Annotated in this window: 20 protein-coding genes and 1 riboswitch; of the genes, 14 read left to right on the forward strand and 6 right to left on the reverse strand. The window is 56.2% G+C overall.

Going from position 1 to position 20759, the window contains the following annotated elements; genetic code table 11:
• Window positions 1-11: 11 nt before the first annotated feature.
• Genes VI01_RS10100 through VI01_RS10110 form a run of 3 tightly spaced genes read right to left on the reverse strand, consistent with a single transcriptional unit; the run spans window position 12 to window position 2673 of the window.
• Window positions 12-773 carry an ABC transporter ATP-binding protein gene (locus tag VI01_RS10100; protein WP_045815026.1) on the reverse strand — a complete coding sequence of 254 codons (762 nt, stop codon included), beginning with the start codon at window positions 771-773 and terminating at the stop codon, window positions 12-14.
• A gap of 14 nt (window positions 774-787) precedes the next feature.
• Window positions 788-1600 carry an ABC transporter permease gene (locus VI01_RS10105; RefSeq protein WP_034827756.1) on the reverse strand — a complete coding sequence of 271 codons (813 nt, stop codon included), beginning with the start codon at window positions 1598-1600 and terminating at the stop codon, window positions 788-790.
• 14 nt (window positions 1601-1614) lie between these two features.
• Window positions 1615-2673 (reverse strand): putative urea ABC transporter substrate-binding protein, encoded by a 1059-nt coding sequence (locus VI01_RS10110; protein WP_045815027.1) that lies wholly within the window; start codon window positions 2671-2673, stop codon window positions 1615-1617.
• Between the two features lie 62 nt (window positions 2674-2735).
• Window positions 2736-2830: riboswitch (guanidine-I (ykkC/yxkD leader) on the reverse strand.
• A gap of 408 nt (window positions 2831-3238) precedes the next feature.
• On the opposite strand from VI01_RS10110, the gene VI01_RS10115 reads away from it, so the two are divergent.
• From VI01_RS10115 to VI01_RS10170, 12 genes are all read left to right on the forward strand, one after another.
• Window positions 3239-3961, forward strand: a complete 723-nt coding sequence (locus tag VI01_RS10115; protein WP_045815028.1) for a FadR/GntR family transcriptional regulator — start codon at window positions 3239-3241, stop codon at window positions 3959-3961.
• Window positions 3958-4953, forward strand: a complete 996-nt coding sequence (locus VI01_RS10120; RefSeq protein ID WP_045815029.1) for an ABC transporter ATP-binding protein — start codon at window positions 3958-3960, stop codon at window positions 4951-4953. Before VI01_RS10115 ends, VI01_RS10120 begins: the two co-directional genes overlap by 4 nt.
• Window positions 4950-6011 carry an ABC transporter ATP-binding protein gene (locus VI01_RS10125; RefSeq protein WP_045815030.1) on the forward strand — a complete coding sequence of 354 codons (1062 nt, stop codon included), beginning with the start codon at window positions 4950-4952 and terminating at the stop codon, window positions 6009-6011. Before VI01_RS10120 ends, VI01_RS10125 begins: the two co-directional genes overlap by 4 nt.
• An 18-nt stretch (window positions 6012-6029) precedes the next feature.
• The gene (locus tag VI01_RS10130; protein ID WP_045815031.1) at window positions 6030-7547 is read left to right on the forward strand and encodes an ABC transporter substrate-binding protein; all 1518 of its coding nucleotides are present in this window, start codon (window positions 6030-6032) and stop codon (window positions 7545-7547) included.
• 17 nt (window positions 7548-7564) lie between these two features.
• Window positions 7565-8506 carry an ABC transporter permease gene (locus VI01_RS10135; protein ID WP_045815032.1) on the forward strand — a complete coding sequence of 314 codons (942 nt, stop codon included), beginning with the start codon at window positions 7565-7567 and terminating at the stop codon, window positions 8504-8506.
• Window positions 8507-8508: 2 nt separating this feature from the next.
• Window positions 8509-9390, forward strand: a complete 882-nt coding sequence (locus VI01_RS10140) for an ABC transporter permease (protein ID WP_045815033.1) — start codon at window positions 8509-8511, stop codon at window positions 9388-9390.
• 9 nt (window positions 9391-9399) lie between these two features.
• Window positions 9400-10998, forward strand: coding sequence for a gamma-glutamyltransferase family protein (locus VI01_RS10145; protein WP_045815034.1), 1599 nt, complete (start codon window positions 9400-9402; stop codon window positions 10996-10998).
• A 274-nt stretch (window positions 10999-11272) separates the two neighbouring features.
• The gene (locus tag VI01_RS10150) at window positions 11273-11986 is read left to right on the forward strand and encodes a DUF3053 domain-containing protein (protein WP_038643872.1); all 714 of its coding nucleotides are present in this window, start codon (window positions 11273-11275) and stop codon (window positions 11984-11986) included.
• A gap of 478 nt (window positions 11987-12464) precedes the next feature.
• A complete protein-coding gene (locus VI01_RS10155; protein WP_034827738.1) occupies window positions 12465-14399 on the forward strand; it encodes a PTS mannitol transporter subunit IICBA in 1935 nt (644 codons plus the stop codon).
• 94 nt (window positions 14400-14493) lie between these two features.
• Window positions 14494-15642, forward strand: coding sequence for a mannitol-1-phosphate 5-dehydrogenase (gene mtlD, locus VI01_RS10160; RefSeq protein WP_034827736.1), 1149 nt, complete (start codon window positions 14494-14496; stop codon window positions 15640-15642).
• Window positions 15643-15706: 64 nt separating this feature from the next.
• A complete protein-coding gene (gene mtlR, locus VI01_RS10165; RefSeq protein WP_197079585.1) occupies window positions 15707-16252 on the forward strand; it encodes a mannitol operon repressor MtlR in 546 nt (181 codons plus the stop codon).
• An 88-nt stretch (window positions 16253-16340) separates the two neighbouring features.
• Complete coding sequence (locus VI01_RS10170; RefSeq protein ID WP_038643877.1) at window positions 16341-16703, forward strand: YibL family ribosome-associated protein; 363 nt, start codon at window positions 16341-16343, stop codon at window positions 16701-16703.
• 7 nt (window positions 16704-16710) lie between these two features.
• On the opposite strand, the gene VI01_RS10175 is transcribed toward VI01_RS10170, so the two are convergent.
• The 3 genes from VI01_RS10175 to VI01_RS10185 form a co-directional block, all read right to left on the reverse strand.
• Window positions 16711-17715: a VirK/YbjX family protein gene (locus VI01_RS10175; RefSeq protein WP_045815035.1), complete on the reverse strand. Its 1005-nt coding sequence runs from the start codon at window positions 17713-17715 to the stop codon at window positions 16711-16713.
• A 191-nt stretch (window positions 17716-17906) separates the two neighbouring features.
• Window positions 17907-18524, reverse strand: coding sequence for a superoxide dismutase [Mn] (gene sodA / locus VI01_RS10180; protein WP_038643878.1), 618 nt, complete (start codon window positions 18522-18524; stop codon window positions 17907-17909).
• Window positions 18525-18711: 187 nt separating this feature from the next.
• Window positions 18712-19737: a LacI family DNA-binding transcriptional regulator gene (locus tag VI01_RS10185; protein ID WP_045815036.1), complete on the reverse strand. Its 1026-nt coding sequence runs from the start codon at window positions 19735-19737 to the stop codon at window positions 18712-18714.
• Window positions 19738-20031: 294 nt separating this feature from the next.
• Between VI01_RS10185 and VI01_RS10190 the strand changes: the two genes are divergently transcribed.
• Complete coding sequence (locus VI01_RS10190) at window positions 20032-20472, forward strand: PTS sugar transporter subunit IIA (protein ID WP_034827726.1); 441 nt, start codon at window positions 20032-20034, stop codon at window positions 20470-20472.
• Window positions 20473-20490: 18 nt separating this feature from the next.
• On the forward strand, window positions 20491-20757 hold the full coding sequence (locus tag VI01_RS10195) for a PTS sugar transporter subunit IIB (RefSeq protein WP_034827725.1): 267 nt from the start codon (window positions 20491-20493) through the stop codon (window positions 20755-20757).
• Window positions 20758-20759 lie beyond the last annotated feature (2 nt).

Raw genomic sequence — 20759 nt, forward strand, 5'->3', positions numbered from 1 at the left:
GTGGTGCTCCTTTAAGCCACCTGCGGCTCAGACGGCAGGCCAGCAGCGGGCTGGTCGCGGTCGAGTGGCAGATCGTAAGTGATAGTCGCGCCCCAGGCTTGCGGCGCGTGCGGGTCATGACGCAGTTTGTCGAACACCAGCAGGCGCGAAGCCAGGCTGAAGCCCTCTTTCAAATCATGCGTGATCATAAAAATGGTCAAGTTATGCTGCTGCCACAGGCGGGTAATCAGCTGGTGCATCTCGCTGCGAATGCCGGGATCGAGCGCCCCAAAGGGTTCGTCGAGCAGCAGGATACGCGGCTGTTTCATCAGCGCCTGTGCCAGCGCCAGGCGTTGCTGCATGCCGCCCGAGAGCTGGTGCGGGTATTTGTTTTGCGCATGCTCCAGGCCAACCTGCGCCAGCATTGCCTGCGCACGCTGACGTATCACCTGGCGCTTTTTACCCCACACACGTCCCAGCCAGCGGGCGGTGCTGAACTCTTCCGCCAGCATCACGTTGCCGAGCACCGTCAAGTGGGGAAACACCGAGTAGCGCTGAAACACCACACCGCGATGGGCATCGGGTTCATCGGGGATCGGTTCGCCGTCCAGCAGAAGTTGCCCTTTGGTGGGCGATTCGGTGCCGAGCAGCATGTTGAGAAAAGTGGTTTTGCCACAGCCGGATGCCCCGACAATCGCCACAAATTCTCCCTCTTCCACATCGATATTGAGTCGCTCCAGCACCACCTGTTCGCCGTAGTGTTTTTCCAGATTTTTCAGTTGCAGTAATGGCATCGCTCGATCTCCCGTTATTTCGCGTGATACCACGGCCAGCAGCGACGGCTGATCAGCCGCAGCAGCAGGTCGAGCACAAAGGCCAGCAGCGCGATCCACGCCACGTACGGCAAAATCACATCCATCGCCAGATAACGGCGCATCAGGAAGATGCGGTAACCCAACCCTTCAGTGGCGGCAATCGCTTCGGCAGCAATCAGGAACAGCCACGCCGACGCCAGCGACAGACGCACCGCATCCAGCAGACGCGGCATCAGCTGCGGCAGGATCACGCGCCACAAAATCTGCGCGCTGTGCCCACCGAGTGTCTGCGCTTTCACCAACTGCTCGCGCGGGATTTTCTCCACCTGCAGCTGTAAATCGCGTGCAATCAGCGGGGTAATGCCGATCACGATCAGCACCACTTTCGACACTTCTCCCAGGCCAAAGCAGATAAACAGAATCGGCAGAATCGCCAGCGGTGGCACCAGCGCGACGACCGTCACCAGCGGTGCCAGCACTGCCCGCACCACCGGCAGCGCGCCGGTGAACAGGCCAATCGCCAGCGCCAGCAGTGCGCTGATCGCCACGCCGCTCAGCAGACGCATCAGGCTAGCAGCGGTGTCGGTCCACAGCAGGTATTCCCCGGTACGCGGGCTGGGCTGAAACGCCATGCGACTGATGGCGTCCCCCATCGCGTTAAACCCCGGCAACAGTTTGTCTGCGGCGTTCAGGCTGAGACGCGCATCCGACGCGAACAGATAGACCAGCAGCAGCGCCAGCAGCGGCAGGATGCCAAGCAGCAGGCGACCAAGCGGCAGCGGTTGGTAGTTGATCAATTTACGCATCGGCATCGTCTCGCTTATAGCTGACCCGCAGCGGCCAGTTTGGTGAACTCATCGGTGAAGCGCAGTTTCAGGTTATTGGTATCGCCCCAGTTGCCTGCTGGCGTTTCCACGCCCACCACATCAGCACTTGGTGCGCCTTCTCCCAGTAATCCATGCTTGAAGGAGAACTCTGCGACCAGCTGCATGGTGGCTTTCAGCTGCGGGCTGTCGACAAAATCGAGGGTGGTTTTGGCATCGCTGAACAAGTGAGTGGCGGCCAGCTGCTGATCGAAGCCCGCCAGATCGGTGCCGGAAGCCTGCGCCATTTGCGTGCGGGCAGCTTTGGCGCTGTCACTCGCACCGGACATGGTTTTCAGGGTTTCATACCAGGCACCGGTCAGCGCCTTGCCCAGCTGCGGATACTTTTTCAAGGTGGCGGTATTCACCACCAGCAGATCGAGGATTTCGCCGGGGATTTGTGCTGAAGAGAAAATTAAATGGCTGTCCGGCTGCTTCTCAGCTTCCGCCAGCAGCGGATTCCAGGTCACGATGGAGTGCACGTCCGAGGTGCCAAACGCCGCCACCAGATCGGCATCCGCGGTGTTCACCACTTTGACATCCTTCTCGCTCATGCCGGATTTCTCCAGTGCACGCGCCAGCAGATAGTGAGACACAGAGAGTTCGACCAGATTGATCGGTTTGCCTTTCAGCGAGGCAATGTTGCCTTTGCCTTTCAGCAGAATACCGTCGTTGCCGTTGGAATAGTCGCCAACAATCAGCGCCGTGCTGTCCACGCCGCCGGTGGCAGGAATCGTCAGCGCATCCATGTTGGTCATGGTGCAGCCGTCAAACCCTCCGGCGGTGTATTGGTTCACCGATTCGATGTAGTCGTTGACCTGCACTAACTGAATGTCGATGCCGTATTTGTCGGCCCATTTTTTCACGATGCCGCTTTGCTGGGCGTAATCCCATGGCATCCAGCCCGCGTAAATGGACCAACAGATCTTGAAGGAGGGTTTGTCGGCAGCCAGCGTATTGACGCTGAACAGTGCGACGGTGCAAAGCAACAGCAAGCGAAGGCAGGCTTTGATCATGATGGTTCCTCTGGCGTTAACGGGCGAAAACAAGCAGGAGGCGGCGAGCAACGATCTCGCTTTCCTCCCGGGCTTTTGTCCCGCCGTGTAACCGTCAGAGGACGGTCGGTCACTCTCGGACCAGCATCTTTCGACCGGAACCCTAGTGACCCATTGCAAATTGTCTGGCGACGTCGGTTACCCGCTATCGCTCCTGCATCTGCTTTTGCACATTCAAAAAAAGTGCCAATATTTCAAGAAATTGAAATTTAACACTATTTAGCTGAACGACTCCTTTTCCCTCTTGTGTATTGCACAGTCATGCAGCGTAGGCGCACCAACTTGAAGCGCACACCCTAGGGCGAATATTGATGCACCTCTCAGATTTAAACGAAGCCCGAAAAAACTTTTACTTACTCTTCAAAGGGTTATTTCTGTCGCGTGGTTGTCATCTTTGAACCAATTCAATATTGGTTCACTTCTTGCCTAAGCTGAGAAAGCCGGTTGCTCAGCCTTTCATCAGTAAAATTGCTGGTTAATCCGGGATTACCGATCTTTTTCTGATGCTTAAACAGGCGAACCAATCATGAGTCACACGTCAGATAACGCCCGCAACTCCAGCTCCGCTCTGGAGCAACTGCGTCAACTGATCCAGCAACACGAGCAGCAGCCCGATCGCGCGTTGCCTACCGAGCGTGAACTGGCGGAGCGCTTTGGCGTTGGGCGTCGTGAGATCCGACGCGCGCTTGATGTGCTGGAAGAGGAGGGACGCATCTGGCGCAAGCAGGGCAAAGGCACCTTTGTTGGCCCGGCGGCACCGGTACAGCCGCTGGCGCTGCACGATCTGCCGCAGCAGTCGAACCTGCTGGAGGTGATGGAAGCCCGCTTGCAGCTGGAACCCGGACTGGCGCGGCTGGCCGCCCTGCGCGCCAGTAAAGAGCAGATCGCACTGATGAAGCGCCTGCTGGAACGCATGAATGGCATCACAGCCCCGGAGGATGGCGATCAGCACGAACTGTGGGATAGCGCCTTTCATCGCGCCATCGCCGAAGCCGCCGGGAATCGCCTGATGCTGGGATTATTCGACGCCGTAGACGCCGTACGCCGCGATCCGGGCTGGCAGCATCTGCGTGTGCAGGCGCGCACGCCCGCCCGCCTCAACAATTACGACGACCATCACCAGCGCCTGGTGAATCACATCGCGCAACGCCAGCCGCATGAAGCCGCTGCCGCAATGCGCGAACACTTACTGGCGCTGCAACAGGCGCTGCTTGAAGCACTGTACAGCCATCAAGAGGAGACGCCATGAACGATCACCCGGTGCTTGCCGTTCGCAACCTGCGCGTGCAGTTTCGCGGTTCGCCCGTCACGGTATTGGACGATATCTCTCTGACGCTGCATGCCGGTGAAACGCTGGCACTGGTTGGGGAATCGGGCTGCGGCAAAAGCATCACCTCACTCACATTGATGGGCCTGCAACCTGCCAGTGCTGAGATCTTACAGGGCGAGATGCAGTTCGACGGGCGCAGCCTGCGCGATCTCAGCGCCAGCGACTACGCCAGCCTGCGCGGCAATCAGCTGGCGATGATTTTCCAGGAGCCAATGACCTCGCTCAACCCGGCCTTTACCCTGGGCGACCAACTGAGTGAAGCAGTGATGCGCCATCGCCATGTTAATCGCCGCACCGCGATGGAAGCGGCACTGACCATCCTGCAAAAAGTGCAAATCCCCGCGCCGGAGATGCGCCTGAAAGCCTATCCGCATCAACTGTCTGGTGGCATGCGCCAGCGTGTGATGATCGCCATGGCATTGATTAACAATCCAAAATTGCTGATTGCCGATGAGCCGACCACCGCACTCGACGTCACCATTCAGGCACAGATTCTGGCGCTGCTGAACACCCTGAAGCAGGAAACCGGTACCGCCGTATTAATGATCACCCACGACCTTGGTGTGGTGGCCGAAGTCGCGCAGCGCGTCGCGGTGATGTACGCCGGCCAGGTGGTGGAAACCGGCAGCGTGGAAGCGATTTTCAACGATCCCCAACATCCATACACCATTGGCCTGATGGGGTCGATCCCTAGCCTGAGCGCGCGCAGCGGCGCACTGGCGACCATTCCCGGCCAGGTTCCGCTGCCGGATAACATGCCTGCGGGCTGCCGCTTTGCCAATCGTTGCCCGTTTGCCGAACTCCGCTGTCAGCACAACCGCCCAGCGCTGCGTGCAGTGGCGAACGATCATCAGGTCGCCTGTTTCCGCGCCCCACTGGAACAGCATGTCACGCTGGGAGAGACCGCATGAAACCGATTTTAGAGTGCCGCGATTTAAGCAAAACCTTCGCCGGGCCCAACCGCTTATTCAAACGCAATCGCGGCGTCACGGCGGTGGATCGGGTCTCGTTACAGGTGATGCCGGGCGAAACGCTGGCCATTGTCGGCGAGTCAGGATCAGGCAAATCGACCTTGGGACGTTTGCTGCTGCGTCTGCTGGCCGCCAGCGCCGGGGAAGTACTCTACCAGGGTGAAAGCATTACCGATGCCAGCGGCGCACGCCTTAATCAACTACGCCGTGAGCTGCAAATCATCTTTCAGGACCCCTTTGCCTCGCTGAATCCACGCATGACGGTGCAACAGATTGTCGGCGAGCCGCTGTGGCTGCATGAAAAACTGAGCCGAGAGGCGCGCCATGCTCGTGTTGCGGAACTGCTTCGCACCGTGGGTTTACCTGCGGCCTGGGCAGAACGTTATCCGCACGAATTCTCCGGCGGTCAGCGTCAGCGTATCGGCATCGCCCGTGCCCTCGCCTCCCAACCTAAGCTACTGCTGGGCGATGAGCCGGTTTCCGCCTTAGACGTTTCCGTGCAGGCGCAGGTGGTGAATCTGCTGGAAAGCCTGAAACAGCAGTTTGGCCTGACGATGATCATCGTGGCGCACGGTCTGGCGGTGATTCGCCATATGAGCGATCGCGTGGCGGTGATGTATCTCGGACAGATAGTTGAAGTCGCCACCGTGGACGAGATTTTTGACGCGCCGCTGCACCCCTACACCCAAGCGCTGATCGCCTCCGCGCCGCAGATGCAACCGGGTGTCAGCCGCCAGATTCCGATGCTGCAGGGCGATTTGCCCAATCCAGCGAATCCGCCCAGTGGCTGTCGTTTTCACACCCGCTGCCCATGGGCGACATCGGATTGCCGTCAGTTTGAACCGATTAACCAGGTGCTGAGCGGTGGCCGCCAGATTGCCTGTCATCGCTGGCAGGAGATTAACCGCGATCGCAGCGTCATCGTGATTGCCCCCCCTTCTGCCGCCTTTTTACGTCGCCGCGCGCTGTTTGAGCAGGCGGTCAAACAACAAGCCTAACCCTCTGGAGATTCGCCTGTGAAGAAAGCTCGTATTACGTTAATCACGGCCTTAAGCGGCCTGCTCTTGCTCGGTGCCAGTGCACACAGTCAGGCGGAAAGCGTGATTCGTATTGGCCTCGGTGCCGACCCGGACATGCTCGATCCACATCTGGCGCGCACCTATTACGGACGTTTTGTGTTTGCCGCCATGTGTGACCGCTTGGTAGATGTGGATGAGAACCTGAAAGTGGTGCCCGGCCTGGCAACCGATTGGGCGTGGAGCGATGACGGCAAAACCCTGACCATGAACCTGCGCGAGGGCGTGACCTTCCAGGATGGCGAGAAGTTTGATGCCAACGCGGTGAAGTTTAATATCGAGCGCGCGCTAACGCTGCCGGGTTCGCTGCGTAAAAGCGAAATCTCCTCTATCGACAGCGTGGAAGTGAGTGGGCCAATGCAGGTGAAGTTCCACCTGAAAACGCCCGATGCCGCGCTGCTCAGCCAGCTCACCGACCGTGCGGGCGCCATGCTGGCACCGGAAGCGGCCAAAAAACCAGATTTCGCGACGCATCCGGTCTGCTCCGGCCCGTATCAATTCGCCAGCCGCGTACAGCAGGACCGTATCGTGCTGACGCGGTTTGAAAACTACTGGAATAAGAGCGCTTATCACTTCGATAAAGTGATTTTCCTGCCGATTCCGGATGCCTCGGTGCGTCTCGCCAACCTGCGCGCAGGCGATCTCGACCTGACGGAAGGCGTCGCGGCCAGCGATGTGAAAACGGTAGAAGGCGACAGCAAGCTGGCGCTGGCCAAAGTCACCGGCCTCGGCTATCAGGGCATCACTTTCAATATCAATAACGGCAAGGTAGACGCCAACAGTCCACTGAAAGATCCGCGTGTACGCGAAGCCTTTTCGCTGGCGATTGACCGCGACGCGCTGAATCAGGTGGCGTTTGAAGGGTTATATACCCCGTCCAACCAGGCGTTCTCACCGGTCAGTCCCTATCACGTTAACACCCCAGTCAGTACGCGCGATGTGGAGAAAGCCAAAGCATTGCTGAAGGCGGCGGGCGTCACCACGCCGCTCAATCTAACGCTGCTGGTCACCAACAACCCAACCGCACAGCAGGTTGGTCAGGTGATTCAGGCAATGGTCGGTGAAGCGGGCATAAACCTCAACTTGCAGATGAGTGAGTTCGCCAGCTTGCTGGATCGTCAGCAGCGTGGCGATTACCAGCTTAGCTTATCCGGCTGGTCCGGCCGTCCCGATCCCGATGGCAGCATCTACTCATTTATCAACAGCAAAGGCACGCTCAACGACGGTCGCTACAGCAATGCCCAGGTTGATGAGTGGTTGAGCGCCGCACGCCTCACCAACGATCAGGCGCAGCGCCAGGCGTTGTACACCAAGGTGGTGAATCAGCTGCAAACCGATATGCCGATTGCCTATCTCTACTTCGAGCCGCGCATCTTCGGCATGACGAAAAAACTGCAGGGCTTTAAAGCCTGGCCTGATGGCTTAGTACGCCTCGCGGGTGTGAGCCTGGCGCAGTAAACCGCTGAGGAGCGATGATGCTGGAACTGATTGTTAAACGCTTGTTGCTGGCGATCCCCACGCTGCTGCTGGTGAGCATCATGGTGTTTGCGCTGCAAAAGCTGCTGCCGGGCGATCCGGTGCTGGCGATGGCGGGTGAGGAGCGCGATCCCGCGGTCATCGCGCAGCTGCGGGCGGAATATCATCTGGATGACCCGATCCCCACGCAGTATTTCGCGTGGATCGGCAATGCGCTGAAGGGTGACTTAGGCATGTCACTGCGCACCAAAGAGCCGGTGACTTCGCTGATCGCCAGCAAGTTGCCGGTAACGCTGGAGCTGTCGCTGCTGGCGATGGTGATTGCGCTGGGGATTGGCATCAGCATGGGCATTATCGCGGCGGTGCGCAAAGACACCTGGGTCGATCACACCACCAATTTTGTCGCGCTCTCCGGCATATCGGTGCCGCATTTCTGGCTGGGCATTCTGCTGATCCTGCTGTTTTCGGTGCATCTGCAATGGTTACCGGCCTCCGGCTTTGTACCCATCAGTGAAGATGTCGCGCAGAACCTGAAAACCCTGCTGCTGCCCGCTTTAGTGCTGGGGACGGGTCTTGCTGCCACACTGATGCGCCATACGCGGGCATCAATGATCAGCGTGCTAAAGGCCGATTACATCCGCACCGCGCGCGCCAAAGGTCTGCTGGCCCCCAAAGTGGTGCTGAAGCATGCCTTCCGTAACGCACTGATGCCGATCGTCACGCTCACCACCTTGCTGTTTGGTGAGCTGCTGGGCGGTGCGGTGTTAACCGAGCAGGTTTTCACCCTGCCCGGTTTCGGCAAGATGATTGTCGATGCGGTGTTTAACCGTGATTACGCGGTGGTACAGGGCGTGGTGCTGGTGGTGGCGATCGGCTTCCTGCTACTGAACCTGCTGGCGGATGTGCTCTATCTGTTAATCAACCCGAAAATGCGAGGCTAACCATGAGCGAGGTGTTAACAGCAGGCGCAGTGCCTGCAGTTGCAAAGCCCAACCGCCGGGTGCTGAAGAAATTTCTGCGTAATAAGAGTGCGCTGATCGGCGCAGTGATCGTGCTGCTGTTTGTAGCCGTGGCGTTGCTGGCCCCCTGGCTGGCACCGGCCGATCCGATCAAGGCAAACTTCCTTGCCGTGCGCAAAGTCCCTTCCGCGCTGTTTTGGTTGGGGACCGATGAGCTGGGCCGCGATATTCTGTCGCGTCTGATTTGGGGGGCGCGCACCTCACTTCTGGCAGGCTGCATCTCCGTGATGATTGCCATTTTGATTGGTGTGCCGCTGGGCTTGATTGCCGGTTACTGGCAGGGCTGGTGCGATGGCATTATCTCGCGCTTTATCGAAGCGCTGCTTGCCTGCCCGTTTCTGATTCTGGCGATTGCGTTGGGTGCGTTTCTTGGACCGAGTTTATCCAATGCGATGATCGCCATTGGGCTTTCCGCCATGCCGATCTTTGCCCGTTTGACGCGCGGCCAGGTGATTGCCATCCGCCATGAAGAGTATATCGACGGGGCGCGCGCCATCGGTTTGCCGGACCGCTGGATCATCCTGCGTTATGTGTTGCCCAACGTGCTATCACCGATTCTGGTGCAGGCCACGCTGGCGATTGCTTCCGCCATTATTACCGAAGCCAGCCTGTCATTCCTCGGACTCGGCCAACAGCCGCCCTCACCTTCCTGGGGCGCGATGCTGAACACCGCTAAGGGCTACCTGGAGCAGGCACCCTGGATGTCTATTTTCCCTGGGCTGGCGATTTTTCTCACCGTGCAGGGCTTCAATCTGCTGGGCGATGGACTGCGCGACGCGCTTGATCCGCGCAATGACTCACATTAAGGAACCGTTATGAGCGATTTGGATTTCAACGTTAGTTATGCCTCGCACCGTGCCCCAATGATGGGCCGCAATGCAGTCGCCACGTCACAGCCGCTGGCGGCACAGGCGGGGATGCGCATGTTGCAACAGGGCGGCAATGCCGTGGATGCAGCGATTGCCAGCGCGATGGCGCTGACGGTGCTGGAACCCACTGGCAACGGCATTGGCAGCGATGCGTTTGCCATTATCTGGGATGGCAAAGAGCTGCATGGCTTAAATGCCTCCGGCCGATCCCCCGCCAGCTGGAATGCAGAACGCTTTGCCGGACACAGCGCCATGCCGGAAATCGGTTGGGAAGCGGTGACCGTGCCGGGCGCGGTTTCTGCCTGGGTGACGCTGACCGAGCGCTTTGCCACATTGCCGCTGACCACGCTGGCACAACCGGCTATCGAATACGCCCGTGACGGCTTCCCGGTTTCGCCGCTGATCGCCCATCTGTGGCAGCGCGGCTACAACAAACTGAAGTCTCAGCCGGGTTTTGTTGAGTGTTTTGCGCCAGACGGCCGACCGCCGCGTGCCGGTGAGCTGTTCCGTAACCCGGCGCAGGCCGAGACATTACAGAAAATCGCCGAAACCAAGGGTGAAGCCTTCTATCGGGGTGAGCTAGCCGAGAAAATAGTGGCATTTGCCGAACAGCACGGCGCAGCACTCAGCATGGCCGATCTCAACAACCATCGTGCCGATTGGGTGGATCTGCTATCACGCCCGTTTGCCAACGGTTCGGTGCAGGAGCTGCCACCCAACGGTCAGGGCATCGCCACCTTAATTGCGCTCGGAATTCTCGAGCAGTGGGACATCGGCAGCTACACGCCGGATTCCGTGCCGTGGCTGCACTTATCCATTGAGGCGATGAAGCTGGCGTTAGTCGATCTGGATCGCTACGTCACCGACTACGACCATCTGGAGTTCCCGGCAGAACTGCTGTTGAGCGACAGCTATCTTAAACAGCGCGCCCAGCTCATCAATCCTGATCAGGCCGGTGATTTTACCTTCGGATCCCCGCAGCAGAGCGGCACCGTGTATCTCTCGACTGCCGATGCCAGCGGCATGATGGTTTCGTTTATTCAGTCCAACTATATGGGCTTCGGGTCGGGCGTGGTGGTGCCGGATACTGGCATCAGCTTGCAGAACCGCGGCTGCGGCTTCTCACTCGATCCGCAGCATCCGAATGTGGTGGCCGGCAGCAAACGCCCGTTCCACACCATTATTCCGGCATTTGCGCTGGATGCGGCGGGACAGCCATTGATGTCGTTTGGCGTAATGGGTGGCCCAATGCAGGCGCAGGGACATCTGCAACTGGCGCTCCGCATCATGCAGCACAAGCAGAATCCGCAGGCGGCGATAGATGCACCGCGCTGGCGTGTTGAGCAAGGTCGCGCGGTTGTAGTGGAACCGGGTATCGATCGTAATGTGCTGGCGAAACTGCGCGAAATGGGTCACCAGATTACGGTAGAAGATCCGTTACAGAGCTACAATTTCGGCGGTGCGCAGGCGATTGTGCGTGACCCGCAAGGCTTCTACATTGCCGCCACTGAAAGCCGGAAGGATGGGCAGGCGCTGGTGTTTTAAATCACAACCTGGCGGCATCAGTGCGGCCTGCCTGATGCCGCCAGGCGATTTCGGCCTTTAGGTTCAGTTTGTTGCCTGCGTTCGTTGGTGTCGGTGGAGCACAACCTTTAGGGTTGACCACCAGCACATTTCTTTCATTACCTCTATCCGGCGCACCAGGGTGCGCGCTTTGCCACAGTTTGCCGCCTCTCAACCCGTTGTACACACCAGGCCATTGCACTATCCTTTAGGACCATTCCCACCGAATCGAAATTAGCCATAACAGGAGTTCAACATGGCGTCAGGATTATCCCGCATCTGGATGCGTACCGGCATGCTTATGGTCAGCGCACTGGTTGTGCTGCAACTTACCGCCTGTGGCGATAAAGAAGGCGATCAGCGCAAAGCTTTCACCGATTTCCTGCAGAATACCGCGATGCGCAGCGGCGAGCATCTGCCTAGCCTGAGCGAAAACCAGAAGCAGACCTTCGGTAACTACGCGGGCGACTACGCCATTCTGTATGGCTTCTCTCAGCAGGCCAATCAGGCGGTTGAGCAAGGCATGCGCCCTGTGGTTGATGAACTGGCCGCGATTCGTGTGCCACAAGATTATCTGACCCGTCGCGACAGTCTGCGTCAGGCGAGCGGCAACCTCAGTGTGCTGTCACAGCAGATTCAGAGCGCCAAAATGCAGGCCGACAGCAGCAAAGCCACGTTGAAGCAGCCAGACGATCTGAAGAAAGTGTATGACAGCGTCTACGCCAAAGTGGTGACGCAGCCGGCAGGTACGCTGATTCCATTGCTGCCTCAGCTGCAGGCGTTGAGCCAGGCGGCGGTGCAAACCGGTGATTATCTGCAGTCGCAGGGCACGCGTGTGACCTTCAATGACGGTGGCGTTCAGTTCCCAACGCAGGATCAGGCCACGCAGTACAACACCCTGATGAGCAACCTTTCCAGCAATGCTCAAGCCCTGACTCAGGCACAGAATGCTGTGCAGGGTGGTTTGTAACCTCGTTTTTAATGCGTTCAGGGGCGACTAAAGGTCGCCCTTTTCCTGACATACTCTTTATTGCACCTTTCAGATTTTTCGTCACTTCCTTACACCTCACTTATCTGCATCGCTATTGTGTGATCTGGCGCATTTTCGACCAAAAATAATTTGTGATCTCAATCACACTTATGAAACAAACCACAGCGCTTCAAAGGTGACTTAAGTCACATTTATCCCGTTGTTTTGCTTGAAATTTCGCCTTCGTACTTTTCTTACACTCTATTTATGTGATCTTCATCACCTTATAGCACCCTGACCACCCCAATTTTGAGTGATCTGCATCACACTTATCCCGGATGCTACGCAGCGTAATAAACTAGTGCTAGAGTCCGCGTGCATACAGTGATGCCACGGCCCGCGCCGGAACGGCTCAATAAAAGTCTTAACAAAAACAACCGCGCTCTTATTGCAGCGCGTCTCAATAAGGGGTGGGTTTATGTCCTCATCAGCGAAGGTCAAGGTCCAGAGCTTTGGTCGCTTTCTGAGTAACATGGTGATGCCAAACATCGGTGCGTTTATCGCCTGGGGTATCATCACAGCACTGTTCATCCCAACCGGATGGATTCCAAACGCAACGCTGGCGAAACTAGTCGGCCCAATGATCACTTACCTGCTGCCATTGTTGATCGGTTTCACCGGTGGACGTCTGGTGGGCGGCGATCGCGGCGGCGTGGTCGGTGCCATTACCACCATGGGTGTGATTGTCGGTGCAGATATGCCGATGTTCCTCGGCGCGATGATTGCCGGTCCACTGGGCGGCTGGGCGATCAAAACCTTTGACCGTATGGTTGATGGTAAAATCAAAAGCGGCTTTGAGATGCTGGTTAACAACTTCTCAGCCGGTATCATCGGTATGCTGTTGGCGCTGCTGGCGTTCATCGGCATCGGTCCATTGGTTGAAGGTCTGTCACACATCCTTGCGGCGGGCGTAAATCTGATGGTGCAGAACAACCTGCTGCCACTGACCTCTATCTTTGTTGAACCGGCGAAAATCCTGTTCCTCAATAACGCCATCAACCACGGTATCTTCTCGCCACTGGGTATCCAGCAGGCCAGCGAAGCCGGTAAATCTATCTTCTTCCTGATTGAAGCTAACCCAGGCCCAGGTATGGGTGTGCTGGTTGCCTACATGATTTTTGGTCGCGGTAGCGCCAAGCAGTCTGCAGGCGGTGCGGCCATCATCCACTTCCTTGGTGGTATCCACGAAATTTACTTCCCGTACGTGCTGATGGCGCCACGTCTGCTGCTGGCGGTGATCCTCGGTGGTATGACAGGCGTGTTCACCCTGACCGTACTGAACGGCGGTTTGGTGTCTCCAGCGTCTCCGGGTTCAATCCTCGCAGTACTGGCGATGACGCCAAAAGGCGCATACTTCGCTAACATCGCGGCCATCATCGCGGCGTTTGCCGTCTCCTTCGTGGTCTCTTCTATCCTGCTGAAAACCAGCAAAGTGAAAGAAGATGACGATATCGAAGCTGCGACTCAGCGTATGCGTGATATGAAAGCGCAGTCGAAAGGTCAGGCCGTTGCGGGTTCTCCGGTTATCGCCGATGCCAACAGTGTTGATGTGAGCCACGTGCGTAAAATCATCGTGGCCTGTGATGCCGGTATGGGTTCCAGCGCCATGGGTGCAGGTGTGCTGCGTAAGAAAGTGCAGGATGCTGGCCTGAGCAATATCTCGGTAACCAACAGTGCGATTAACTCACTGCCGGGCGATGTGGATCTGGTGATTACCCACCGCGATCTGACGGAACGTGCGATGCGTCAGGCACCGCAGGCGCAGCATATTTCACTGAATAACTTCCTCGATAGCGCGCTGTACAGCAATCTGACTGAACGTCTGATCGCCGCTAACCGCAGTGAAGCACATCGTGAAACCGTGCAGACCACGCTGGCAGACAGCTATGACGATGGCAGCGCTAACTTGTTCAAACTGGGCGCGGACAACGTGTTCCTCGGCTTGAGCGCCAGCAACAAAGAGCAGGCGATTCGTTTTGCTGGTGAGCAGCTGGTGAAAGGCGGTTATGTCCAGCCAGAGTACGTTGAAGCAATGCTGGAACGTGAAAAGCTGACCCCGACCTATCTCGGTGAGTCTATCGCTGTGCCGCACGGCACCGTGGAAGCCAAAGATCGCGTGCTGAAAACTGGCGTGGTGTTCTGCCAGTACCCAGCAGGTGTGCTGTTTGGTGAAGAAGCCGATGATGTAGCGCGCCTGGTGATTGGTATTGCCGCTCGCAATAACGAACACATTCAGGTGATTACCAGCCTGACCAACGCGCTGGATGATGACAGCGTGATTGAGAAGCTGGCGAACACCACCAGCGTTCAGGATGTGCTGGATCTGCTGTCAGGTAACACCGCGAAAGCGTAATACCACGTTTTAACTTCCCTGGGGCGGGCAAGCCCGTCCCACATTTCCGGGGCGGATTTGCCCGCCCTTTCGTCATTTGATATGGGTCAAATTTATGAAAGCGTTACATTTTGGAGCAGGTAACATCGGTCGCGGTTTTATCGGTAAGTTACTGGCTGATGCCGGTATCGAACTGGTTTTCGCGGATGTGAATCAGGTGGTTCTGGATGCCCTTAACGCCCGTCATGAGTATCCGGTTCATGTAGTTGGCGAGCAGGCAAAGGTCGAAATCGTTACCGGCGTTAGCGCAGTGAACAGCACCAGCGACGACATCGTCACGCTGATTGCTGAGGTTGATATCGTTACCACGGCGGTTGGTCCGCAAATTCTGGAGCGCATCGCAGGCGGTGTGGCGAAAGGTCTGGCCAAACGCAGCGACAACGGTAATGTCCGTCCGCTGAATATCATCGCCTGTGAAAACATGGTGCGCGGCACCAGTCAGTTGAAGCAGCACGTATTGAAAGCGCTGCCAGAGCAGTATCACGCGTGGGTTGAAGAGCACGTTGGCTTCGTCGACTCCGCCGTTGACCGCATCGTGCCGCCTTCTGAGGCCGGCAGCAACGATCCGCTGGAAGTGACAGTCGAAACCTTCAGCGAATGGATTGTGGATAAAACTCAGTTCAAAGGTGAATTGCCAAACATTCCTGGCATGGAGCTGACCGACAACCTGATGGCATTTGTCGAGCGCAAACTCTTCACACTGAATACCGGCCATGCCATCACCGCCTATCTTGGCCAGTTAGCCGGCCACGCTACCATCCGTGATGCGATTCTGGATGAGAAAGTGCGTGCCGTGGTGCAGGGTGCGATGCAGGAGAGCGGCGAGGTGCTGATCAAGCGCTATGGCTTTGATGCCGACAAGCACGCCGCTTACATCCAGAAAATCCTCACTCGTTTTGAAAATCCATACCTGAAAGATGATGTTGAACGTGTTGGCCGCCAGCCGCTGCGTAAACTCAGCGCGGGCGATCGTCTGATCAAACCCACGCTCGGCACCCTTGAGTACCACTTGCCACACGCCAACCTGGTGCAGGGTATCGCTGCCGCGATGCACTACCGCAGCGAAGCCGATCCACAGGCACAGGAACTGGCTGCCCTGTTGGCTGAGAAAGGCCCACAGGCAACACTGGCCGAGATCTCTGGACTGGAAGCCAATAGCGAAGTGGTCACCTCAGTGGTGAGTGCTTACAACGCTATGGCATAATGCGCACCTTTTAATAGCTCACTCGGGCGCGGTGCCAACCGTGCCCGTCGGCGGTAGCGGAACGATGCAGGCAATAATGGAAGAGAAGCAAGCTTTTGAAAACCGGGTGCTTGAGCGCCTGAACGCCGGTCGATCGGTGAGAAGCTTCCTGATCGCCGCCGTTGAGCTATTGGCTGAAGCGGTCAACCTGCTGGTGTTGCAGGTTTTCCGTAAAGACGATTATGCCGTGAAATACGCGGTTGAGCCGTTGCTGCTCGGCGACGGTCCGCTGGGCGAGCTGTCGGTGCGTTTGAAACTGATTTACGGCTTGGGCGTGATTAATCGCCATGAATATGAAGATTGTGAGCTGCTGCTGGCGCTGCGTGAAGAACTCGATCACGACACCAGCGACTACCGCTTTACTGACGATGAGATTTTGGGGCCGTTTGGTGAACTGCACTGCGTCGTAGCATGGCCGCCACAACCTGACTTCACCCGAGACGACGAGGCATTACGCAGTATGCAGCAACAGCGCTATCTGCAGATGGTGCGCTCGACCATGGTGCTATCGCTCACCGAGCTGATATCGCGCATCTCCCACAAGCAAGCCTTTAAGAAGCCGGCCGTTTAGGGGCACTGTCGCGGTCGAATCCGCCCCGCTGCAAAATCGCCCCGTTTTGATGTATCCTTTGCCTGTTTTCCTTAACGAGTTTCCCCTGATGAAAGAACAAGAAAAAGCCGAGATCAAACTGCTCAGTGATCAACTGGACGCATTGAATCGCAAAGAACCCCAGCTGCTGGAATCTGGCGATGCCGAAAAACTCGGCGAGTTGCTGCGTGAAAAAGAGAAGCTGGTGCAGGAAATTGAACGTCTGCGCAGTGTTCGCGATGAGAAGCTGAGCAAAGAAGCGCAACAGCTGCAGAAGCTGGGTTTCAGCCGTGAGATCACCAAGAAAGAACAAGCCAACATGGGCGCATTTAAGAAGAGCGTGCGCGGCCTGGTGGTGGTGCATCCAATGACCGCGCTGGGGCGTGAGATGGGGCTGAAGGTGATGACCGGCTACGCGAAGCAGCCGTTCTGATACCCGATTACGCGGCGTGTGATACGTCGCGTTCTACGCTCTCTTCCTGCACTGGTTCAGCCCCTGCCACGGGTTCAACCCCTGCTGCCAGCAATACCTGGGTGTTCAACGCATCCAACAGTGCATAGCGACGGCGATACTCCGCGCGTTTCTTACTGGCGATCTCTTCCAGAGCTTTCCTTTCCATCTGCAGCGGCAACGTAAACAGGTCGTCGGCACGGGCTTCACCGCCCAGTGACAGCCAGAACTCACTGTAGCTGGCAAAGAACTTATCACCTTTACTGTGGCGATAACGCATGCTGCGGAACACATGCGTGGTATCTCCTACCGCGCAAATCGCTTGCACGCCACATTGTTGCGCCAGAATAAATACCGCTTCCATTAACAGACGTTTCGGGAATACGCCATGTGCGGCTTTGGTTGCATCGCGGATCACATCATTTGAGATGTGTTTTCGCGGCCCCTGCAATCCACCAATCAATAATGTGCGCTTGCCCTTTTCCTGAATAATGGAAAATGAGAGCGAGGCAATATTCAGAGTTTGATAATGCAGTGTCAGGGTTATTTCACCTTCGCGGTCAAAATGTCCTGGGCAGCAATTAATAGCAAACACCTCATCATTTTTTCCGTTAAAGGTGGCAATCACATTTAACACCGGACTCAGCAGTAACTGGCGCAGTTTGGCATTATCCAGTTGATCCATCAGCGTGTAATGGTCAAGCAGTGCCTGCGCACGTTGTGCCACGCTAAAGCCTGCGCGCAGGTAAGGGCGATGCGGTTTAGCCGGCAGCAAACCCTGCATTTTCAGCAGTTGGGGTAGAAATGGCAGTTTCGCTAATGCGTTGAGGTAATTAAATGTTGTAACGGGAAAGATTAAAGACCTTAAAGCAAATTTAAAGCGGAACATACTGCTATTCCATAACTTATCAGGTCTGACTTTTCCGCTAATTAACGGCAAAAACAGAGATGCCGACGAATCTTTATTCGCCACAGGGGTAGTGATAGTAGACATAATTATTTTACTTTCGTGTGATCAACTGCGGCTACTGTATGCCCCAAATTATCAACGGCAGGTTAATAACGACCGTAACGGTATTGTCAGAAGAGATAATCTTGAAGTGGTTTAAGAAGTGTTTAACTTTCGTAAAGAAAAAAACCGGTGAAGCAGCTTCACCGGTTTTGTGCGTTGGCTCTCGCCTGAACTTACTTAGCAGCAGCGAAACGTGCAGCCGCTTCGTCCCAGTTCACCACGTTCCAGAATGCTTTGATGTAATCAGGACGTTTGTTCTGATACTTCAGGTAGTAAGCGTGTTCCCACACATCCAGACCGATGATTGGCTCACCGGATGCGCCAGAAATGGCTTCACCCATCAGCGGGCTATCCTGGTTAGCGGTTGAAACCACAGCCAGCTTGTCGCCCTTTTTCACCAGCCACGCCCAGCCTGAGCCGAAGCGAGTGGTAGCGGCTTTCTCAAACTCAGCCTGGAAAGCTTCAACGCTGCCGAAATCTTTTTCGATAGCAGCTTTTAGTTCGCCCTGCAGGCTGGTGCCCAGTTTCAGGCCTTTCCAGAAGAAGCTGTGGTTTGCGTGGCCGCCCGCGTTGTTACGCAGTGGACCTTTTTTGTCTGCTGGCAGCTGATCCAGTTTAGCGATCAGTTCTTCAACCGGCAGGTTAGCGAATTCGGACCCTTCCAGCGCTGCATTCGCGTTGTTAACGTAAGCCTGGTGGTGTTTAGAGTGATGGATTTCCATCGTCTGCTTGTCGAAGTGTGGTTCCAGTGCGTCGTACGCGTAAGGCAGGGATGGCAGTGAATAACTCATGTTCTTCCTCTCCATTTAGTGTTTTGCAGCATCACCTCAACAGGGTGCCGCGTAAGCAGTCGGATCATTATAGTTAAAATCATGATCGGTAAAAGGGTTATCAATGCCTTAGTAATGATAAGGATTTGATCAATCTGGGAAAAGCACCGCACATAGCGTGACATCGTCTGTTAGCTGGGCCGCAGGGTTAAATCTTGTGCGTACTGGCACGCAACTTCAGCTGCACCGGCAGTTCGTTGAGGGCGGGTGGCTCATCTCCCTTCAATGCGGCGAGTAAGCGCTTGCCTGCCATGCGCCCCATCTCTTCATAGGGCAGTACAACGCTGGTCAGCGGCGGCGAGCAAACCGCCGCCAGTGGGCCACCACCGATGCTGGCGATCGCCAGCTGGCTGGGAATTGAGATGCCTGCGGCGTGGCAAGCCATGATGGCGCCACACGCCACTTCGTCACTGGTACAAATCAGCACATCCAGCTCAGGCCAGGTGAGCCGGATCTGAGCCAGCAGGCTATGCCCGGCGGCAAAGGTAGGCATTTTCGGCGAGGTGACCACGCGGTGCGGCGCCTGATTCGCTGCCAGCATGCCACTGTGCCAGCCATTCAGCAGCTGGCGGAAAATCGTGGTATTGGTTTGCGTGCACAACAAGCCGAGATGACGATAGCCGCGCTCGACCAAACTTTGCACCAGCTGGCGAATCGCTTTGGCAAAATCCACGCCGATACTAATTCCCGCAGATTCCTGATGCACACCGCCGATATCCATCACTGGCAGGCCGGAATTACTCAACAAACGATGGGCTTCGGCGGCATTGTCGAAGTTGAAATGTACCATCGCCGCCGGATTATAGGAGAGCAGCATCTCGATCAACTCGCTCTCTTCCGCCGCCGAGTGGTTGGCTTCCGCCAGCATCATGTTGTAACCCTGCGGACGCAGAATCTCTTGCAGCGCTTCCGACACAATTGCACTGCCCGGCGTGGCGAACGAAGGCACCACCATGGTGATCAGCTTAGACGATGCCGACGCCAGATTACGCGCCTGAATATTTGGCACATAGGCCAGTTCGGCGACGGCCGCATCAATTTTGGCGCGGATTTCAGGCGAGACTTTTTCCGGCATGCGTAACGCACGTGATGCCGTCATGGTGCTCACGCCGACCAAACGGGCAACATCGGCCAGTGTGCTTTTGCCGGTACCGCGCCGTTTTTTCTCTGCCATGCCTTCTCCTAGCTGACTTACCACCATTACCCGCACGCAGCTTAAAACCAAATGCGCCAACGTGCCACGTTAATCACCACAGATTCGGGCACGCCTCACCTGCTGAGTATTTTCAGAATCTCCGAGCATGTCAGGTGCTTGCAACGATGACAAATGGGCTGCACAAAAATGTTAGCGATAACACATTTTTTAACAACACCGGTGTTAGCGCTAACTTTTGCGACAATCATCACAGAAAAGCGGTGATAAAATCACCTAAAGTGCACTCCATCGACGAATAACCAGGAATTACTGATGCTCACTCAATGGCTGACACCGCAACATATTCGCATCGTAGAACAGGTCAGCGACTGGCAGGACGCGGTACGTTTATCCGCTGAGCCGCTGCTGGCCGAAGGGGCGATCACCCCGGCTTACCTCGATGCCATCTTCACTTCGCATGCCGAACTGGGGCCTTACTATGTACTGGCACCCGGGCTGGCGATGCCGCATGCCCGTCCAGAACAGGGCGCGCGTAAGAACGGCTTATCGTTGCTGCATGTGAAGAACGGTGTGAGTTTTGCAGCGGATGAAAACGATCCGGTGCATGTGGTGATTATGCTGTGCGCCGTTTCCGGCGACGATCATATCCAGATGATCACAGCATTGGCCGAAGTATTCAGTGACGAATCTCGCCTGCAGCAATTGCTGACGGCGGCAACCCTACCAGCGATTGAAGCTGTTATTACAAATTAACCACCAGAGAATCCTATTATGAAAAAAGTCCTGATTGTGTGCGGTAATGGTTTAGGCAGCAGCTTTATTGTGGAAATGAACGTGAAGAAAATTGTGGCGGAATTAGGTAAAGAGGCTGAAGTGGGCCATACCGATTTAACCACGGCGAAATCTGAGCAGGCTGATTTAATCATCAGCGCCAAAGATATTGCCGATCAGTTATCCGGGCATAGCGCGCAGGTATTTGGTCTGACGAATTTATTAGATAACGCCAAAATTAAAGAAATCCTGGCGGAAAATCTGTAATA

The sequence above is a fragment of the Pantoea sp. SM3 genome (assembly GCF_000963995.1).
GTDB lineage: Bacteria > Pseudomonadota > Gammaproteobacteria > Enterobacterales > Enterobacteriaceae > Pantoea > Pantoea rwandensis_B.

Excerpts from the sequence above, each read along its gene's own strand:
- VI01_RS10100 (WP_045815026.1), bottom strand. The coding sequence starts at position 773 with ATGCCATTACTGCAACTGAAAAATCTGGAAAAACACTACGGCGAACAG.
- VI01_RS10105 (WP_034827756.1), bottom strand. The coding sequence starts at position 1,600 with ATGCGTAAATTGATCAACTACCAACCGCTGCCGCTTGGTCGCCTGCTG.
- VI01_RS10110 (WP_045815027.1), bottom strand. The coding sequence starts at position 2,673 with ATGATCAAAGCCTGCCTTCGCTTGCTGTTGCTTTGCACCGTCGCACTG.
- VI01_RS10115 (WP_045815028.1), top strand. The coding sequence starts at position 3,239 with ATGAGTCACACGTCAGATAACGCCCGCAACTCCAGCTCCGCTCTGGAG.
- VI01_RS10120 (WP_045815029.1), top strand. The coding sequence starts at position 3,958 with ATGAACGATCACCCGGTGCTTGCCGTTCGCAACCTGCGCGTGCAGTTT.
- VI01_RS10125 (WP_045815030.1), top strand. The coding sequence starts at position 4,950 with ATGAAACCGATTTTAGAGTGCCGCGATTTAAGCAAAACCTTCGCCGGG.
- VI01_RS10135 (WP_045815032.1), top strand. The coding sequence starts at position 7,565 with ATGCTGGAACTGATTGTTAAACGCTTGTTGCTGGCGATCCCCACGCTG.
- VI01_RS10140 (WP_045815033.1), top strand. The coding sequence starts at position 8,509 with ATGAGCGAGGTGTTAACAGCAGGCGCAGTGCCTGCAGTTGCAAAGCCC.
- VI01_RS10145 (WP_045815034.1), top strand. The coding sequence starts at position 9,400 with ATGAGCGATTTGGATTTCAACGTTAGTTATGCCTCGCACCGTGCCCCA.
- VI01_RS10150 (WP_038643872.1), top strand. The coding sequence starts at position 11,273 with ATGGCGTCAGGATTATCCCGCATCTGGATGCGTACCGGCATGCTTATG.
- VI01_RS10155 (WP_034827738.1), top strand. The coding sequence starts at position 12,465 with ATGTCCTCATCAGCGAAGGTCAAGGTCCAGAGCTTTGGTCGCTTTCTG.
- mtlD (WP_034827736.1), top strand. The coding sequence starts at position 14,494 with ATGAAAGCGTTACATTTTGGAGCAGGTAACATCGGTCGCGGTTTTATC.
- mtlR (WP_197079585.1), top strand. The coding sequence starts at position 15,707 with ATGCAGGCAATAATGGAAGAGAAGCAAGCTTTTGAAAACCGGGTGCTT.
- VI01_RS10170 (WP_038643877.1), top strand. The coding sequence starts at position 16,341 with ATGAAAGAACAAGAAAAAGCCGAGATCAAACTGCTCAGTGATCAACTG.
- VI01_RS10175 (WP_045815035.1), bottom strand. The coding sequence starts at position 17,715 with ATGTCTACTATCACTACCCCTGTGGCGAATAAAGATTCGTCGGCATCT.
- sodA (WP_038643878.1), bottom strand. The coding sequence starts at position 18,524 with ATGAGTTATTCACTGCCATCCCTGCCTTACGCGTACGACGCACTGGAA.
- VI01_RS10185 (WP_045815036.1), bottom strand. The coding sequence starts at position 19,737 with ATGGCAGAGAAAAAACGGCGCGGTACCGGCAAAAGCACACTGGCCGAT.
- VI01_RS10190 (WP_034827726.1), top strand. The coding sequence starts at position 20,032 with ATGCTCACTCAATGGCTGACACCGCAACATATTCGCATCGTAGAACAG.
- VI01_RS10195 (WP_034827725.1), top strand. The coding sequence starts at position 20,491 with ATGAAAAAAGTCCTGATTGTGTGCGGTAATGGTTTAGGCAGCAGCTTT.